The organism is Clostridium beijerinckii, assembly GCF_008705175.1.
GTDB lineage: Bacteria > Bacillota > Clostridia > Clostridiales > Clostridiaceae > Clostridium > Clostridium beijerinckii.
The window spans coordinates 1,870,158-1,889,215 of sequence record NZ_CP043998.1 but is presented as its reverse complement, the minus strand read 5'-3'; the positions used below and the strand labels follow the sequence as shown (position 1 = coordinate 1,889,215).

The window sequence follows — 19,058 nt, the reverse complement described above, 5'->3', positions numbered from 1 at the left end:
CTTATAGTTTATTTATAAAATAATTATTTACCTTAATCTTCTATTAGTATTTACTTAGAGTATATCACATAAATTATTTGGAAGTAATATAAAACAAATGCACAATATTCAACTAAGTAATCTCAAAGAAAAAACATAATTTAAATTTTATCTATAATTATCATAATAATTATTATATAAAATAAATTTCTTCTTCCCGTAAAATTATTTACTGAAAATTGTGCATTAGTATTAATACAAATAATTTAGTTCTAAAAATTATTAACTATTCTTTATTTTAAGTTATCTATAATTGTATTTCTTATATTCTCTGCTAAATTATACTCTTCTTCTTTAGATAAATTTTTAGTATCAATAGTTTTCCCAAATACCACTTTTATTTTTGTAGGTTTAAATTTCCTAGTATCTTCAAATGCTCTAGAAGCCCTATCTATACTTACTGGCACTATCATAGCTTGAGATTTAGTTGCTAATTTCAAACTTCCTTTTTTGAATTGCCCTACTTTTCCTTCTTTATTTCTAGTTCCCTCTGGAAATATAACCATTGAACTTCCATTCTTAATATTTTCAATTGCTTCATTTATTGATGCAATGGCAGCTCTTGTATTACTTCTGTCTAAAGGTACACATTTACTCTTTTTCAACCAGTAACCTAGTATTGGAGTTTTTAGCAATTCCCTTTTAGCAATAAATCCCATCTTCTTATTCACAGTATAAAGCAATATTATTATATCTAATATACTTGAATGATTACCTACAAACACGCATTGCTCTTCAGGTATATTTTCCGTGCCCGTCACATCTAATTCTATTCCTATTATTTTTAAAGTGAATTTACTCCAAAGATATGCAGTTTTTCTTACATACTCCTCAGCAGATTCATCACCCTGAGTTCTCAAAATAAATGTATGCTTAACTCCTTTTATCCTTACCCACAGCATATAAAAAACATAACATATTTTTTTAAAAAACATTTCTTGACTTCTCCTTTTTCTTTTGTCTCCAATTTTTATATAATTTCTACCATATTATACTCTTTTTTTATTACATTGGCTATTTATATATGTAAAAATTATATAATTTGATTTTTTTAATGCACAGCTAGCCTAAATTCATGTTAATTTTCTTGCTATCTAAGTATAGCTTCAAAGCCATATGAACATTTAGATTAATGTACTCAAATACTAAAAGTAAAAAAACATAAAACTAATATTCATAATCGGTTTTATGTTTCTCCTGGATTAATCTTCATTAAAATTTAAAGTTGTTTTATACCTATCAAAGCCAATTATAGTTTTATCGAAAACTTCATTTGCATTATTTAAGTATTCTTCCGGCTCGTTCATGGCCGTTCCAAAATGAGTTAATAAAAGTTTTTTAACATTGCCTTTTAGTGCTAAATCAGCTGCTTCTCTAAAAGTCATATGTTTATTTTTAATAGCTTTAGGTAAATCTTTATCATCTCCATAAGTACCCTCACAAATGAAATAATCACTATCATTAATAAATTCTATTATATTTTTAATTGGTCTTGTATCTGTAATTATACTGACTTTTATTCCCTTCCTCTCTTCTCCCGTTACCATATCATTAGTATATAAAGCACCATCTAGCACAATATTTTCTTCATTTCTTTGCAACCTATTCCACAGAATTTTAGGAACTTTATTTTTTTCAGCTTTCTCTACATCAAATTTTGGCTGCCGTTTAAAATAAAAACAATAACCTATACATGGTGAAGAATGATCTAACTCTAGAACTGATATATCTACATCTAAATTTATATTACCATCAAATAATTTAAAGGTATCTTTAGGATTTTCTATTATATTAATTTCATAAGGCAACCAATTTGCTATTACTCTTAATTTTTCTACTGTTTCTCTTATTCCTTCTGGTCCTATAATTGTTATGGGTTCAGTTCTTCCACTATTACCTATCGTTCCAAGAAGTCCTGGAAGTCCTACAATATGATCGCCGTGTATATGAGTAATGCAAATAATATCTATAGACTTAAATCCTGTATTTGATATTCTCATTGATACTTGAGTTCCTTCACCACAGTCAACCAGAATTTTCCTTCCTCTATAGTTTATTAGTGTAGCTGATAGAAATCTATTGGGCATAGGCATTCCACCTCCGCAACCTAATAAAAGTATATCAATCATCTAATTTCACCTCCTTTATGTAAAATACATTAAATTAGCTTGTCTAAAAGCAAGTAAATCCAAAATTATCTAGTGCCTATTATGTATATCTCTAGTAAATACCAAGTCCGCTTCATTAGATAACTCTTCATTAAATTCATAACCGTCGTGATTGAATTCTTTTAATTCTTCTAAATCTTCTATCTTATTTCTTATAATAAAAGAGGTCATCAGCCCTCTTGCTCTTTTCGCCATTATAGTTATTATTTTATATTCTCCATCTCTATATTCCTTAAATATTGGTGTTATAACCCTTATGTCGCCTATTGTTTTAATATCTTCTATTGCTTTAAAATATTCATAAGAAGCTAAATTAACAATGGCCTTATTTTCACGTCTTTCTATATCTTTCAGAATATTATCTATTAATTTATTCCCCCAATAATCATATAAATTTTTAAATCCACCAATACCTAGCCTTGTTGCCATTTCTAACCTATAAAGATTTATTCCATCAAAAGGCTTTAAAACTCCATAAAGTCCCGATAAGATTCTTAGGTTATCATTGGCATAAAAATAATCTTCCATCGTATAACTCCCTACATCAATTCCCTTAAAAACCTCACCTTTAAATGCAACTAGACACTGTCTTGCAGATTCTAAAGACTCTGACCAATTTTGAAATCTTTGGGTATTTAATTTAGCTAGTTTAGGACTTATTTTCATAAGCTTTTCCAAAGAGAAATTATCATATTTTTTCAACTCCTCAACTAATTCTCTAGCCTCATTTAAGAAATATGGCTTAGTCATTGGTAATGTCTCATTAAACTTAGAAAAATCTAAAGTTTTAGCTGGGGAAATTATTATCATCATTAAGTTTCTCCGCCTTTCATTTATAATATACTTCTTCTAGTTAATATAAATTTAGTATTAAATACTTACTTTGTGCTGTTCAAGTTACTTTTGAAAGTTTTATTCGTAATGAAATTATTATTTTATGGCCTTATTACTTATCAAATAAACCTCCACCGTTACCCACTTTTACACCTTTAGAATGTTTTCCTATAACTTTTTTTGCCCTTTGATTATTTTTACTGTTATTATTTTTTTGTTTCTTTTCCTCAATTATTTTTTTCATAATTTCTATGCTTTTATCGTTCACGTAAAATTCCTCCGTCTATAACATATTTATTTCTGCATTTAATCTTAATAGAATAATTTGCTGCTTATTAAATCTTCAAATATAGATTTATTATTGTAACATATATAATTTAGTTTAATAGTTACTAAATTATTTTACAATATAGAAAATGCATTAAAATTCATGATTACTACATAAAGAGATTTGTTTATAATTTATGAAAATTTTCTAACATTTGCATATAGAAATAACCAGATAGATAAAATTAATCATTATTAACTAGTTAATTTAATAGCTAATAATGATTAATAAATAATATTATTAAATTTAGAAGTTCTTGGCAGTTTCCTTTGCTTTATCTATAGCTTCTTCTAGTATTTTATCAACATTTTCTCCTTGTACATCTAATTTCTCAGCTGAAATAGTTGTAATATCTTTTATTCCGAAAAAGCCTAGTATACTTCTTAAATAGATACCATCAAGCTCATATGGTGTTTCAGCATATGATCCACCTCTTGCCGCAATATATACAGCCTTTTTATTTTCTAAAAGTCCTACAGCTCCTTCTTGTGTGTATTTAAACGAAATTCCTACTACGCTTATATAATCAACATATGCCTTTAATATAGCTGGAACGCTTAAATTCCACATTGGTGCTGCTATCACATATTTATCAGCTTCTGCAAATTGATATGCATATTTAAGTGTTGGATGAGTTTTACTTTCATCATTTTTAGGTCCGAATACTGTATCTAAATCCTTACTTCTTAAGAAATCTATATCTTCTTTATACAAATTTAATGTAACAATTTCATCATCGGGATTATTTTTTTTATATTCATCTATAAATCCATCTGAAATTTTAAAAGTTCTTGATTGACCTTCCGGTTTTGCATTTGCTTTAATATATAATACTTTGCTCATATATCTATCTCCCTTACTATGTTATTCATATATAAGTTTGCACAGCTTTTTCATTTCTATTACTAAAAAGTGAGAGTTTTCTTTTACCTTGATTTCTCCCTATCAGTTGCTCCAATATATTTCAGAAAAAGTGCTTTTATATTATATGTTATTTAGTTTAATGACAGACATATATGAAATATTATTTTTTGAATTTTGATTGATTAAATTATTAATATCTTTTAAAGTATTCTATATACAATTATTACTCTTATATACTTATTCTAATAAATTGAAATTCATCATAAACTAAGAAAATTATTATTGTGTGCAAAATTTTGTTGATATAAATCGTATTAAGTATTGGAGGGGGTAAAAATAAAATGGATGAGTTGGATAATAACAAAAGTTACATTCATTACTTAATAGAAACGTATTCCGATATGCTGATTCGAATTTCGTATTCATATATGAAAAATTTAAGTGATGCCGAAGATATAACCCAAGAAGTTTTTATAAAACTACTTGAAAAACGACCTGATTTTAAGAACGAAACACATGAGAAATCCTGGTTAATTAGAGTTGCTATAAATTTAAGTAAAGATAAATTAAAGTCTTCTTATTTTAAAAATACTACATCATTAGAAGATGATTTTGTTGATACAACTCAGGAGGATACTGATGTAATCGAAGCAGTACTTAGCCTGCCATTAAAATATAGAAGTATAGTTTTTTTATATTATTATGAGAATTATAGTATTTCTGAAATTTCTAATATTTTAAACATAAAGGAATCTACTGTAGGTTCACAACTTAGCAGAGGACGAAAATTGCTAAAATCTATACTAAAGGAGGATTTTGAATATGAATAAAATTAAGAGCTCTTTTTCCAAAATAAAAGCAAGTGAAGAATTTAAAGACAAGCTAAAAATGGAATTGCTAAATAATACTTCACAATTAGAGAAAAAAACAACTGTAAATTATTATCCATTTGGATTAAAAGTTGCTGCTGTATTATTAATATTTTTAGGCACTGCTAGTTTTAAGCTAATTATAAACAATACATATAAACCAAAAAATATAGATGCAGGAAATACGACGTATGTCTCAAAAGATGAAGTAAATAAATTCACTAATGATAATTCAATTTCTTCTCCTGTTTCTAACAAAAATGATAACCATGCTATTGATAATAGTAAATCAAATGTAAAAGCTGAAAACTCTGCTGGTATAAAAAATAGTTCAAGTTCTCATGATAATTCGCCAAGTACTAACAATAAATATAACAACAACAATAATAACAATAATAATAATAAAATTAAATATTCTAAAGAGACACCTTCTGGAAACTCTAACACTAATGAAAATATAGCATCAGTTTCCCAGAATTCTAATAATAATAATAATAACAATAATAATAATTTAACACCTTCAAATGATATAAATTCATCAGAATATGCAACAACTCCGACCACTACTAATAATAATTCTAACAAGAATGGGGCTTTGTCCATTAATTCAACCTTGAGAAGTTTTAGTTCGAATGCAGTATACATTCCAAAATTCCAGATACCAAATATTCAAGAAAAAACTAAATTAGCAAAAATGGTTCCGTTAATTATTTACAATGGAAATGTATATCTCAAATCCCCTATATCGCTAGATTCAAAAAGCTCAAAAAATATTTTAGGAAGAAAAATCGGTACTACGCTAGGTGCATTAAATGAGATTAATCCTGTGAACACCTATTCTAAAAATATAGTTTCTAACATAGGCTCTACTGATGTATATGCAGTAAACGGATATGATGAGGATTTTAGAATAATGACTAATATAACTTTAGCTGATGGGACAAGTCATTCGGAAATTTATGAGTGCCTTAATGGAATTACAATAACTACTGGCAATGACTTTTTCGGAAAACTTAATCTCCCGGGAAATATCGTAAATGCCAGAGTTCAAATTCAAACATTTAGTAATTCGAATAGTGAAAAAGAGAACTTTTATACAGCTAGTGATCCTAGTTTTCTTAATTCTTTTGTTCGAGAACTAGACAATTCAACTCCATATCTACCAGAAAATATAGAGAATTCTTTAGATGATTATAAAAATAATGATAAATGTAAAAAGATATTTTTGGATTTAAAAGATGGTAGTAAAAATATTCCTTTTACGATATTAAGGAATGGTTATATATACTACGGAGAATATCCTACAATCTACTTTAAAATTAGCACTAACTTTATAAATGAAATTTGGGGTACTCCTTCTATAATTGACGCTAATTAATCTGTGAATAAAAAAATAGTAGGGTCTGTCTGTTATATTCCCTACTATTTTTATAAAAGTCTTCTTAACATAATATATTTATCAATATTCTATTTGAACAACTCTATTCTAGTGGCTTTGAATTCATAAATTCTTTAACAATTCCATCACAATTTTCAATATTCACAAAAAATATCACACTATAATATATGTTATTTTCTTTCCAGACATAATTATCCTGAGGCACGATACCTTCTTGTGAACTTTTAAATACTTGATTATTTTCAATTCTTAATTCTTCAACTTTCTTCTCTACATTTCTTTCTTCATTAATTTTAATATACTTATTTTTCATTATTTCATCATAAACTGATGAATTCGCGGACTGGCTAAATGTTATCAAACCATTTTGGTTTGAATAAAAATTATTTATTTCATAGCATGTTTTTTCTTTGTTATTATTAAAATCTCCAACTAATCTAGCAGTAGAGTTAGTTATACTTATATCATCACTAATTCTAATTGGAAATTTAGGATCAAATCCGAGAGCATTTTTTGCTTCTTCTATATCTTCTCTATCATAAATGTTCATTTCTATATTTCCATCATTAAGATTCTTTATGGAATAATTTGAATATTTTGTATCTTCAGGATGCTTTAACGATTTCACTATATTTTTTATATCATCACTTGAAAGTTCTAATGAGTTATTACTACTCTTTTCGCTTTTAGACTCCGATTTATATTCTATGCTATACCATAATCCATCCTCTTTCCATGAAAAATAATTATTAACAGCTTTTATTTCACTTAATTGGTTTTCCATAGCTTTCTTTACCGGAAATGTAGTTGTTAAAATAACACTTAATCCGTTTATATCTCCTACTTTCATTGGTTGCTTGGAGATTTCCACCTGAGAATTTTCTAATGCCTTAGATTTCCCATTTTCTATCACTTTTAATGATTCTGAAGGATCTTGTTCCGATATTTGTAACGAATATATTCCATCTTTATTTCCGTAAACTATTTCTAAAACGTTATCTTTATTAGAAATCCTTTTCAATTGAAGCTCTTGAACTTTGTAGCCCTCTGGAAAAAAATCTGGAACTTTAAATCTAAAGTCCGATACCTGCTCCACTCTTTCTATATCATTATAAAATTTTATAGGTGCATCAATAATAAATTTATGTTGTTCCTTCATCTTATCCATGTTATTTGAACTTATTTCATAAAAACTATTTTCTTGCGTAGCTTTAGCAACTATAAAATTTGTAAAAAATACTGCTGTTATTGCAATGTAACTTAGAATAAATCTTGTTAATTTATTATTATATCTATTTCCCAACACCTTCCCCATTGTATTCCTCCTTTTATTCATTATTGTTTTCCTTTTAGTTATGCATATTTTAAATCATTCCAATAATCTAAGAGTATGGAACCAGACACTTCTTAATCGTAAATAATTTATAGAAATTATTTATAAAGAAATTGAGTTGTCCTTTAGCTTCTTATGATATAATTATTGTAATAATTTTACAATAATTATATCATAACTCTTGGTTTATTAAATTTGTTTTTTTAAAACATTTTTCCTTATTTTACAAACATTTAAGCTGAATTTTTACTTATTTCTTTATCATTATTGTCTCTCAGCGTATAAGTAAATATTAAGGATAATAACTATTCTCTAGTAGAATACACTTATAAAAGAATATAATTACTCTAATGTAATAAAGAACTATTTGTCTATTTATTTCTCCCATATTATAATTAGGTATAAAAATATCTATTATTAGAGCTTAAATACCTAAATAACTAAATTATTTTCGTGGAGGATGATAAAATAATATGATAGATTTACTTTATAAATTATTGCCTATGGTATTCTTACTAATACTGAGTCAAGCTATCTATTTAAAGTTCGATGAAAAATACAAATTTACAGATATAATAAATTCAAAAATTAAAGTTCAACAAAAATGGAAACAATCTATTTGTATACTCTTTTTAGCGATTTCTTTATTATTTATTGCCGCTATTGGTATTTATGTGATTGAAATTCCTACAATTGTTTACTCTATGTTATGTGGTGTTTTAACTGGTACAAGCATTGGTATTTCGAGCAAAATAAAAATTAAAAATAGTTTATAATATGTATTTTCTAAAAAATTTAGTTCATTGAAACTTATCTTAGGCTATTAATCTATATAAACTAAATAATTTTATAATGAATAAATTATCTTATTGAAAACTTATATATAAATTAGGGAGCTGCCGCTAACAGATTTTAATCTGATATCGCCAACTCCCTTTGTATTTTTATTTTTAATTTTCTGCTGAATTTAAATCTATCTTATCAATTTCAAACCAAAAATTAACTCCACCTTCAGCGTTTTCCACTCCATAAGCATTACTATGAAGATCTGCTATCGCCTTTACTATAGATAAGCCTAAGCCATAACCTCCATAAGATCTTGTCCTAGCTTTATCTACTTTATAAAAACTATTCCATATCTTATCCAAATATTCATCTGGTATATGCTTTCCTGTATTAAATACATTTATCCTTATTTTATCTTTAACACTAATCTTAGTTATCCCAATAATCTTATTATTGTCTACATGATTAATTGCATTATTAATGTAGTTTGTAAGTATTTGCTCTATACGAGTCATATCTCCATATACAATCACGCTTTCTCCGGGTTCAAATCTGATTTCTATGCTTTTTTCTTCGAAAGTTGATTTATATCTATTAAGTACATATTCTATTAGTGATACTAAATTAAATTCTGTTTTTTCTATATGAAAATAACCAGATTCAATTTGTGATAAGTTTAATAAATCTCTTACTAATTTGTTCATTTTATCAGTTTCATTCATAATAACATCACAGTAAAATTTCCTATCTTCATCACTTTCTGTAACATTGCTTACAAGACCTTCCGCATAGCCTTGTATTACTGATAGCGGAGTTCTTAACTCATGAGAAACACTTGAGATAAATTCTTTTCTCATTTCATCTATTTTTCTTTCCTTCTCTATATCTTCTTCTAATTTCTTATTCTTTATATTCAATTCCGTAATTGCCCGACTTAGCTCTCCAGATAGATAATTAACGCTTTGTCCAAGCTGCCCGATTTCATCTTTTCCATTTATGCTGCATTTTTTGCTAAAATTGAATTTAGACATATTCTGCGCTATACTATTTAATTCTAGTATTGGTTTTGTAAATCTTTTTGAAAACCAAAATGCCCATAAGCTCCCTAAAAGTATAATTACTCCTCCAATAATTAATATAAATCTATTTGCAATATCAACACTTTCACTTATTGAGACTAATGGAACTCTTATAGCAAGGATGTCACCATTACTTATTTTGGTTACAAGAGTTAGAAAGTCTATTTTAAGTTGAACATCTCTTCTATTTTCAAATGTATACTTGCCCTCACTATATGTATTGTTAATCTTATCATTTTGAACATCAGAATCTGGTGGTGGCTCCATATTAGGTTTAAATTTATTTCCCATATTATCAATTATGTTTTTTTCATTTGGCAGTCGTCTTGAAGATTTATATATTAGCTTACCATCTTTATCTCTAATATCAATGCTGCCACCTACTATATTAGCGGTTCTATCCAATTCATCTTGAATATCATTTGGATCTCCAGTATACATATCAACTAAATGCTTTGCATTATTTTCAAGCATATTTTCTTTATTCTTAATATAGTATTGCTGAAGATATAAGTTATTTAATACCCATAAAGCAGAGATAAAAAAAACTAGCAATAAAGTTATAGATAAAAAAAGTTTTGATCTTACTGACTTACTCATACCTATTCCTCAAATCTATAGCCGTAACCACGTACTGTTTGTATATAATCACTTTTTCTATCTAACTTTATTCTTAATCTATTTATATGTGTATCCACTGTCCTTAAATCTCCATAATAATCATATCCCCATACCTTATCTAATATTTGTTCTCTACTTAATGCTTTTCCATAATTTTCAGAAAGATAAATCAATAGCTCATATTCCTTAGGACTTAAATCAACAACTTCTCCATCTATAACTACTTGATGAGCACTATGGTCTATTGTCAATCCATTAAAATCTTTGAGTTCTTTACTTTTATCTTCTGAATTTGCCCTTCTCAGGACAGCATTAACTCTCGCGATTAATATATTAGGACTAAAAGGTTTTGATATATATTCATCAGCTCCAATATCTAATCCAAAAACTTCATCAAATTCCTCACCTCTTGCAGTTAGCATAATAATCGGAACTTTAGATTTCTTTCTTATCTCTCTGCATACAGTAAACCCATCATATTCTGGCAGCATTACATCAAGAATTATTAAATCTATATTTTCCTCACTAGAAAACAAATTCATAGCTTTCTTTCCATCATCAGCCTCAATTGTTACATACCCTTGTTTTTTTAAAAAATCTGTTACGAGTTTTCTTATTAATGGTTCATCATCAACAACTAATATCCTTTTCCCCTTCATTATATCCCTCCACAAAAATATCAATCATTCTTATTGTAGCTAATTTTTGTTACAAACATGTCACAGATCATTCTTATATCTTAAAATAAACAAATATTAAGATATGCATTATAAATTTTCTTGTCTTATTTAATATAACTAACTGTCTCTAATATTCACTAACTTTATCCTTAACTAGCGATAGCATATCATAAATTTCTGGATATTCAAATAATTCTCCAGATAAGAGCATATTATTAAATTCTTCTATAGATACAAATTTCACGTTACTAACCTCTTCCTTTTGAAGGATTAATTTCGATAATTCAACATTCTTATATACAAAATATATATCCCAAATAGAATTTTCACGAAATATTCTACGAATAAAATTTAATTCATCTTTTTCAATAGATAATCCAATCTCTTCCTTAACTTCTCTTAAAGCCCCTTCCGCTGTGTCCTCTCCACTAACCATACATCCTGTAGTTAGCCCCCACATATTAGGAAGTACATCCTTGTTACTTGACCTTTGTTGAATTAATATTTTGCTGCTGCTATTAATTATCCACACTTCAGTTGCTAAATAATATTCACCATCTTCTAACTTTTCGGACCGTTCTTTTCTTACTCCAGTTTTATATCCTTTACTATTGTATATATCTCTTAATTCCATATTGCATCTCCTATTTAATTAATATAAAGTTGATAATCAATTATATATAGCTTTATTTCTTTTTAAAATATTATAATAAATATACTATCATAAATTATAATATCATATTTCATTTAATGCGAATTTCTTCCATATAAATTATAAATTTTTAAAATAAATATCGCATAATTCAAATGAATTTGCGATATTCTAGCACCTTATGTTTATATGCAATAAATCTAAACTAATTAAATTTGATTTATCAATAGCTAAATACTATTTCATAGAATTTTTTAGCTTTATTATTTCATCAACTCCAACTTTATATCCTCCTGATTCCCTTAAGGATTCACCTATCTTCTCACTGTTAATCTTAAAGTTATCGTCTGATAGTATCTCAGCTACACATTTATTTAGTGCTTCCGGCGTAATTCTATTTTTTTCTATCACAATTCCTGCGCCAAGTTCAGCCACCCTATTAGCCACAAAAGGTTGATCAACCGATTGAGGTATTAAAATTAACGGTATGTTAAAGTATAAGCCTTCATTTGTACTATTCATACCACCATGAGTGATAAATACATCTGCATATTTTAATACTTCTAATTGTGGTACATAGTTACGAACTATAAAGTTGGATGGAATATTTTTAAACATACTTATATCAATTTTCCTGCCTACAGACATAATAACTTTTACATTCATATTGCAAAAAGCTTTAAAGCAACACTCATAGAATTCAATAGAATTATTGAATATAGTTCCTAGAGATATATAAATTACCTTCTTATCCTCATCATTTGATAAATCAAAGTCAATACTTTCTTTTCTATCTATTACTGATGACCCAATAAATTTATAACTTTCATCAAAACTTTCGCTATATGGTTGAAAGTACTTAGATGTATATACAATATTAAGCATTCCTTTCTTTCCAGATCTATCTACCATGCTAGGAAACTTTATATTATACTTCTCTTGTAATTCATTGACAAAGTCCACATAATTATGACTGCTTAGAATTTCTTTAATCTTTGGCTTAGCTCCTTCCATCTTTAACTTAAATTCTTGTGAGATTGGTAGATCTAACAAACTTTTTATTATTTTCTCATTTATTGCAAAAATGCTACTAGAAGAAATTGTTGGTATATTTAATACTCTTCCCACTTCTCCACCTAATACAAACGAAGAATCGTAAATAATATAATCAAATTTTTCATCTAATTTGAAGATCTCTTCGATTATTTCTTTAAAAGTATTAAGGGCATTCAATAGTTTTTCATTAGTTTCTAAATTTAAACTACTGGTAATTAAACTAGATAAATCAAATAAATTTTTATGCCCAATAAACTTAGCACCTGTTTTTTCTATTTTATCTCTAAACTCTTCTCCTTCTATATATGTAACATCTTCTCCCCTATTTATGAGCTCCCTAACTATTCCTATAGTTGGATTAACATGTCCGTGACCTAACATATTTACAAATAAAGCTTTTGACATTTTTTTCACTCCTTTGCCCTTATATATTTATAGTGATAATCCACAAATATTTGTTTATTTGCAAGACTTTCAATTTTAATTTTATATTATCTAATTTTTTATTTAAAAAATCCACGTATTACTAAGAAGTAATCCATGGATTTTTATTTTTAAGAAAGATTTAAAACCTCTTATTGGGTTGGATTTGATATGCTGCCATGCTTATATTTTGGCAATACTCCGCATCAAAGTCTGGTACATCCCAATCTATTTCAGATTTATGGAACACACCTTCATTGTGACTACCTTTTTCTATATATACTTCTCCATCCTGTATTATTGTAACTGGCATCAAGCTTCCAAACTTTACAGCTACTGGACCTTGTATAGTTTCATCGCTCATTTGCATAAATTTTCTATCCTTAGGAATAAAAATTCCGTCACATTGCCAATCACTAGGAATAGTTTCTCCTGAGTGGAGAACATACCATGAATTATCATAGTTTCCTCCATCTGTTTCTCTTCTTGGTCCATATACAATAATAGTTTCAGATGTTGAATTCGTTATTATAGCATTCTGATCCTTATGTTCTAACTTTTTTTTAGTCGCAATAGTCATAGTTGAACTACTCATATTTCTCCTACTTTTATTACTTTTTATCTTACGTTACTAATATACCCAACATTAATTAACTATACTCATACTATAAATTTGTTTTTCCTAACTATTGATATATTCATTTATTTATAAAATGCTTTTATACAAACGGAGAAAATTATATAAAGTTTGCATCATATAGACAATGTATTACGTTTTAATGAATCAAATCTAGATTAGCACTTCTGTCTCTTAAATCTGACAAGTAAGTTATAAAATCATCCCTTAAATCATCGCGTTTTAAAGTAAATTCTATATTAGCTTGAAGGTATCCTAACTTATCACCAACATCATACCTTTTTCCTTCAAAACAATAAGCATATACTGCTTCTTGTCTTGTTAATTCTTTTAGCGCATCTGTCAATTGAATTTCTCCTGATTTTCCTGGTTTGGTACTCTCAAGTATATCAAATATATCTGGCGTTATTATATATCTACCTAAAATAGCTATGTTAGATGGTGCCTCTTCAATTTTAGGCTTTTCCACCATATCACTAACCTTATAAAGTCCTTCATCAATCTCTATCCCTTTTATTATTCCATATTTCGTTATATTACATTCTGAGATTTCTTGAACTCCTAATACTGAAGTCTTATATTTATCGTAGCAATTTATCAATTGTTTTAAGCATGGAACTTCATTATCAACTATATCATCACCAAGCATTACTGCAAAAGGTTCGTTTCCAACAAAATTTTTAGCATGACTTATTGCATCGCCAAGTCCTTTGGGCTCTTTTTGACGTGTATAGTAAATATCTACCATATTAGATATACTTTGTACCATCTTAAGCAACTCGTCTTTTTTACTGTTCTCAAGCTCATCTTCAAGCTCTACAGATTTATCAAAATGATCTTCTATAGCCCGTTTATTTCTCCCTGTTATTATAAGTATTTCCTCAATGCCAGATTCAACGGCTTCTTCTACTATATATTGGATAGTAGGTTTATCTACTATAGGTAACATTTCTTTTGGTTGGGCTTTAGTTGCTGGCAAAAACCTAGTTCCAAGGCCAGCTGCAGGTATTACAGCTTTTCTTACGTTCATAACAATTCACTCTCCTTATTATCAATTTTTAAAGAAAATTTTTTAACAGTGTTATCTATAATAACTTTTACTAAATATAAAACTAATATTACATTAAATAATGAAGTTACTTTCAATAAAACCTCAAAAACTGATGTGTTTGTTTTGAATAAAACCGTGGATATGTTGATATAGCTAGTAATACTAAACCCGATAGCCATTATAAAAAATCTCCTGTCTTTTGAATATATAAATGCTAAAATTGATAATGCTACCGCTGGAAATAAATATCTTTCGTGCATTCCAACCGAAAACGTAAATACTCCTGAAATTTGAAGTAAAGATAATGCCGAAATATACTTTCTGTCATTCCCTTTTATATATAAAATCCATCCAATTAAAGTTGTTAGAATTATAAACATAATTCCAATTGTATGATAGCTAAATATAAAAAATGTAGTATTATCATTTTTATAATTTGCTCCTACTAAACCAAAAAAATTGAACGCATTTACAGAAGCATATGGATATTCTGATATCGTCCTTAAGTAAAGATTAAAAATCCAAATTGGACTTTGTTCGTTTATTGAAAAAGGAATTATAATTGCAATTATGGTTGCTACCGCTGAAACCGCAGCATATATAAAATTTCTAATTTTTCTTTGTCTAACTAATTCAAAGAAAAGTACTGGAAGAAATATAATTCCTTGTGGTTTCATAAGTACAGATAATGCAAACATTACTGATGAAAATACATATTTTTTTTCATATAACAGATATATCGAAATAACAATAAGTAATGTAAATAAAGAATCAACTTGTCCCCAAAATGTGGAATCTATAAAAATTGCTGGATTAAAGGTATAAAATGTAGCTAAAAAAATACTAGTTACTGTATTTAAAAACCTTTTCCCAATTCTATATATAAAATAAGCTGTCGCAACATCTGCTATTATAGATGGAATTTTAAGTAATAATATATAATACGAATTAAACACTTGTATATTTGCAATTCTTCCTATGCAACCTAATATGTATATATATACAGGTGGATAATCGGCTTGTCTAGCATTAGCATAAAATTGTGAAAAACCATTTGCCGCAGTTTCTGCCCAATTTTTAAATAAATTAATATCATTATGTCCATTTACAAGTGTAGAAGCTGAGATTCTCAGAAAAATTCCTGTAAATATTAATATAATTATCATGAATTTTTCATCTTTATAATTAAATTTTATATTTTTTCGTTTAATTAAACAGTAAGCGCTACATGATCCAATTAAAAATAATACTGAATATATAGTGATACTTAAAAGATATCTATCATCCACTCCCCCTCTTTGAATATTGCCATTTACCTCCCCTTGCTTAGCATTTTTATTGTTTCCTCTTTGTTTACTATTAGATCCAAATTTAGTATCACGACCCCCATTTATCCCTACATTTCCATCTTGCTGTGATTTATCATTCATTCCTTTATCAATAGAATCAGCATTTCGTGAACCTATTCCATTCGGACCATATTGGCTATTATCACTTTTGATCTCATTATTTTCTAAATTAGATCCACTATTGTTTAATGAAGGTATATTATCTGGTAAATTTTCGCCATCTCTTATATTTAATATTTTTTTTAATCCACCACTTTGTTCCATAACATTAATACTTTTATAGTTTCTTACCGCATAAATACTAGAAAACATTGATACTAATAATATAAAAATCAAACCTATTCTAAATATATACTTCTTAAAGTTTACTTCATTCATCACTATTGTTTCCTTTCACAATATATAAATATATGTTGCAATTAAGTTTCTATATTCTAGCCTTAATCGATTATTTGCTTTGCGAGAATTTTAATTTTAGATTTATTATTGGAATATATATTAATCATTTTCTTTAAAATTTTAAAAATTTATTCTACTAAAAAAGGGCTTGTTCTTGCAAATATTAAACTATAAGAATTAGTTCTAAAACTACTAAATAGTTAAACTCTTTAGTCTTTATGCAGCTAAATCTTAATAACTTGCACTAATACATGCCCTTTTTATTGTAAAAAACTTATTTTAAAATATTTGCTTCATCCTTTAAATCATATAATTGTTCCTGATTATTTCCTCCTGGGCCTCCCATATTCTGACTTATTGAATTTACATTCTGATTGTCATCTTTTGAATTATTTTTTATATCGTTACTGTCTTTAATATTTGGTTCATTACCTGATACAACATCCTTATATTGACTTTCCGGAACTAATGTTCCATTTTCAGCAACCCATTTTAGAATTTCACTACTTTCGCCTCTGCCCATGCCACCAGTAAGTACATATCTCACTTCTCCATTCTTAACCATCTCTTTAAATTCATCTAAAGAAAGAATCTTATCAGATCCTGAAAATCCACCAAGTGCCATTACTGATTCACCAGTTTGGATTATTATACTATCAGCGCTTTGTGATGATGGTACGACAAGTGAATATTTTTCAGTTGTTATATTACTTTTTAAGAAATCAAGTAACTTCGAATTTTTACCATTGTCACTTCTTTCCTTACCAAAACTTGCTCCGCCTCTTTCACTGTTTGAAAGAAGTTCCAATCCAGCAGTAGGAATAGTACTATTTACACTATGAGTAATTGCTGCACTTGATCCAATAAATGGTACAGTTAAAATACTGACTATAGAAATTCCTAGCAATATTTTTTTCAAATGTATGTCCTTATTATCACTTAAATTAGTATTATTTTTTCTTCTAATAAAGCTCAATAAATTTAATATTGCTAATATTGATGAAGTTAAAAAACACAATAACAAGGCTATTAAAATTATTTTTCTTATACTATCTGATAGATTATTTGAAAAATAAGATAACATCATCATATTAACAAGACCTTCTATAATTAATGATATTGGTAATAACCATGACGCCCATTTTTTTTCATTATATAGTTTCCACATTGTTACTATTCCTATTCCAGCTAATGCTGCAGCCGGAGGTGCCATCATTGTTAAATAATATGGATGGAATAAACCTGTTGTGTAACTGAAATATATGAATTCAGGTACCAACCATAAAATCCATAATGCTAGTGATATTTTTCTTTTATTATCTAACTTTAATCTTAGTTTTTCTTTTATAGCACCAGCTACAAAACCTAACAACGCAAGTGGTAAAAACCAAATTATTTGATCAGATAAACTATTTTTAGAAAATAATCTTGCTATTCCTGCTTTTGTCTGTCCTCCAAAGGTACCTTGAAGTCCACCTTGTCCTCCTAGGCCTCCTGGCATTCCTTCATTAGGTGCTTTCTGCATACTTCCGTCACCTTGTCCATCTCTATTTTCTGCTCCACTTACCATTCTATTAGTGCTTCCATTGTAATTTTCTTTATTCACTTGTTGATTCTGATCATTAATTACTTCAGTATTATTTTGAATTTGTCTATCATCTTTTTTATTATTGCTAGCATTAAATCCTTTATTTGATTTACTGCCAATTCCAAGTCTTTCTAATCCATTGTGACCAACTATAAGTTCCATAACACTATTATCTGTACTACTACCAATATAAGGTCTATTTTGTGCTGGAACTAAATCTACAATTAAAGCCCAAGATAATGATACTGACATAAGAACAAATGTGCCTATAACAATATGAACTATTCTCTTTTTTAATGTTATAGATGAAGAAAGAAGATATGTTATATAAATTGCTGGCCCAATCATATATGCTTCCAGCATTTTTATATTAAAACCAATTCCGACAAGTATTAAACTTAGATAAAGATATTTAGCTTTTCCTTTTTCAGCGGCTAGTGTAAGAGCTAAACATGCAAAGAGCAGTGTTAGAACAAGCAAGTTATCTATTGTATTGTTTCTACTTGCTGCTACAAAAACTGGAGTTACTGAGAGACATAATCCTGAAATAAGTCCAGCGGCACTTCCAAAAGATCTTTTCACTATAAAATATATAAGATAAACTGAAATTACTCCAGCTAATGCTTGTGGTAACAATATACTCCATCCGTTAAATCCAAGTATCTTAGCAAATAAGGCCTGTATCCAGAATCCCATTGGCGGTTTATCAATTGTAACAAAACTCCCTGGATCGAAGGATACAAAAAAGAAATTTTTAAGATTCAAAGTCATGCTCTTTACTCCAGCGGCATAATAACTATTCCCATATCCTTCAATTCCTATATTAGCAAAATTCAATACCGCAGATAATATTAAAATTAAAGATATACTTATATTCTCTTTAGTTAATTTTAGTTTCTTCAA

17 protein-coding genes are annotated in these 19,058 nt (G+C 27.8%); 3 read left to right on the top strand and 14 right to left on the bottom strand.

Annotated features, from left to right (window positions below; genetic code table 11):
* Positions 1-272: 272 nt before the first annotated feature.
* From F3K33_RS08605 to F3K33_RS08590, 5 genes are all read right to left on the bottom strand, one after another.
* Positions 273-974: a lysophospholipid acyltransferase family protein gene (locus F3K33_RS08605; RefSeq protein ID WP_039770501.1), complete on the bottom strand. Its 702-nt coding sequence runs from the start codon at positions 972-974 to the stop codon at positions 273-275.
* A 267-nt stretch (positions 975-1,241) separates the two neighbouring features.
* Positions 1,242-2,168 carry a ribonuclease Z gene (locus F3K33_RS08600; RefSeq protein WP_039770502.1) on the bottom strand — a complete coding sequence of 309 codons (927 nt, stop codon included), beginning with the start codon at positions 2,166-2,168 and terminating at the stop codon, positions 1,242-1,244.
* 69 nt (positions 2,169-2,237) lie between these two features.
* Positions 2,238-3,020: a peroxide stress protein YaaA gene (gene yaaA, locus F3K33_RS08595; protein WP_039770503.1), complete on the bottom strand. Its 783-nt coding sequence runs from the start codon at positions 3,018-3,020 to the stop codon at positions 2,238-2,240.
* Positions 3,021-3,153: 133 nt separating this feature from the next.
* Complete coding sequence (locus tag F3K33_RS26315; protein WP_011969062.1) at positions 3,154-3,309, bottom strand: hypothetical protein; 156 nt, start codon at positions 3,307-3,309, stop codon at positions 3,154-3,156.
* Between the two features lie 306 nt (positions 3,310-3,615).
* Entirely contained in the window at positions 3,616-4,212 is a 597-nt protein-coding gene (locus tag F3K33_RS08590; protein ID WP_039770505.1) for an FMN-dependent NADH-azoreductase, read from the bottom strand.
* Positions 4,213-4,574: 362 nt separating this feature from the next.
* On the opposite strand from F3K33_RS08590, the gene F3K33_RS08585 reads away from it, so the two are divergent.
* Entirely contained in the window at positions 4,575-5,063 is a 489-nt protein-coding gene (locus F3K33_RS08585) for an RNA polymerase sigma factor (protein WP_039770507.1), read from the top strand.
* Positions 5,056-6,480 carry a hypothetical protein gene (locus F3K33_RS08580; protein WP_039770509.1) on the top strand — a complete coding sequence of 475 codons (1,425 nt, stop codon included), beginning with the start codon at positions 5,056-5,058 and terminating at the stop codon, positions 6,478-6,480. Before F3K33_RS08585 ends, F3K33_RS08580 begins: the two co-directional genes overlap by 8 nt.
* Positions 6,481-6,583: 103 nt before the next feature.
* Here the strand turns inward: F3K33_RS08580 and F3K33_RS08575 are convergent, their stop codons facing one another.
* The gene (locus F3K33_RS08575; protein ID WP_039770511.1) at positions 6,584-7,816 is read right to left on the bottom strand and encodes a hypothetical protein; all 1,233 of its coding nucleotides are present in this window, start codon (positions 7,814-7,816) and stop codon (positions 6,584-6,586) included.
* A 491-nt stretch (positions 7,817-8,307) separates the two neighbouring features.
* On the opposite strand from F3K33_RS08575, the gene F3K33_RS08570 reads away from it, so the two are divergent.
* Positions 8,308-8,610: a hypothetical protein gene (locus F3K33_RS08570; RefSeq protein WP_039770513.1), complete on the top strand. Its 303-nt coding sequence runs from the start codon at positions 8,308-8,310 to the stop codon at positions 8,608-8,610.
* Positions 8,611-8,784: 174 nt separating this feature from the next.
* Here F3K33_RS08570 and F3K33_RS08565 read toward each other — a convergent pair whose 3' ends face one another.
* The 8 genes from F3K33_RS08565 to F3K33_RS08530 form a co-directional block, all read right to left on the bottom strand.
* Positions 8,785-10,299, bottom strand: coding sequence for a sensor histidine kinase (locus F3K33_RS08565; RefSeq protein WP_039770516.1), 1,515 nt, complete (start codon positions 10,297-10,299; stop codon positions 8,785-8,787).
* 2 nt (positions 10,300-10,301) lie between these two features.
* Positions 10,302-10,979: a response regulator gene (locus F3K33_RS08560; protein ID WP_039770518.1), complete on the bottom strand. Its 678-nt coding sequence runs from the start codon at positions 10,977-10,979 to the stop codon at positions 10,302-10,304.
* A gap of 148 nt (positions 10,980-11,127) precedes the next feature.
* Positions 11,128-11,634: an NUDIX hydrolase gene (locus tag F3K33_RS08555; RefSeq protein WP_039770520.1), complete on the bottom strand. Its 507-nt coding sequence runs from the start codon at positions 11,632-11,634 to the stop codon at positions 11,128-11,130.
* Positions 11,635-11,889: 255 nt separating this feature from the next.
* Positions 11,890-13,113, bottom strand: coding sequence for a macrolide family glycosyltransferase (locus F3K33_RS08550; protein ID WP_039770522.1), 1,224 nt, complete (start codon positions 13,111-13,113; stop codon positions 11,890-11,892).
* Between the two features lie 160 nt (positions 13,114-13,273).
* On the bottom strand, positions 13,274-13,726 hold the full coding sequence (locus F3K33_RS08545) for a hypothetical protein (protein WP_011969052.1): 453 nt from the start codon (positions 13,724-13,726) through the stop codon (positions 13,274-13,276).
* A 181-nt stretch (positions 13,727-13,907) separates the two neighbouring features.
* Positions 13,908-14,798, bottom strand: coding sequence for a UTP--glucose-1-phosphate uridylyltransferase GalU (gene galU / locus F3K33_RS08540; RefSeq protein ID WP_039770524.1), 891 nt, complete (start codon positions 14,796-14,798; stop codon positions 13,908-13,910).
* Positions 14,795-16,546, bottom strand: coding sequence for a glycosyltransferase family 39 protein (locus F3K33_RS08535; protein WP_039770526.1), 1,752 nt, complete (start codon positions 16,544-16,546; stop codon positions 14,795-14,797). The genes galU and F3K33_RS08535 overlap by 4 nt, the downstream gene beginning before the upstream one ends.
* Before the next feature lie 295 nt (positions 16,547-16,841).
* On the bottom strand, positions 16,842-19,058 hold the full coding sequence (locus F3K33_RS08530; RefSeq protein WP_039770528.1) for a glycosyltransferase family 39 protein: 2,217 nt from the start codon (positions 19,056-19,058) through the stop codon (positions 16,842-16,844).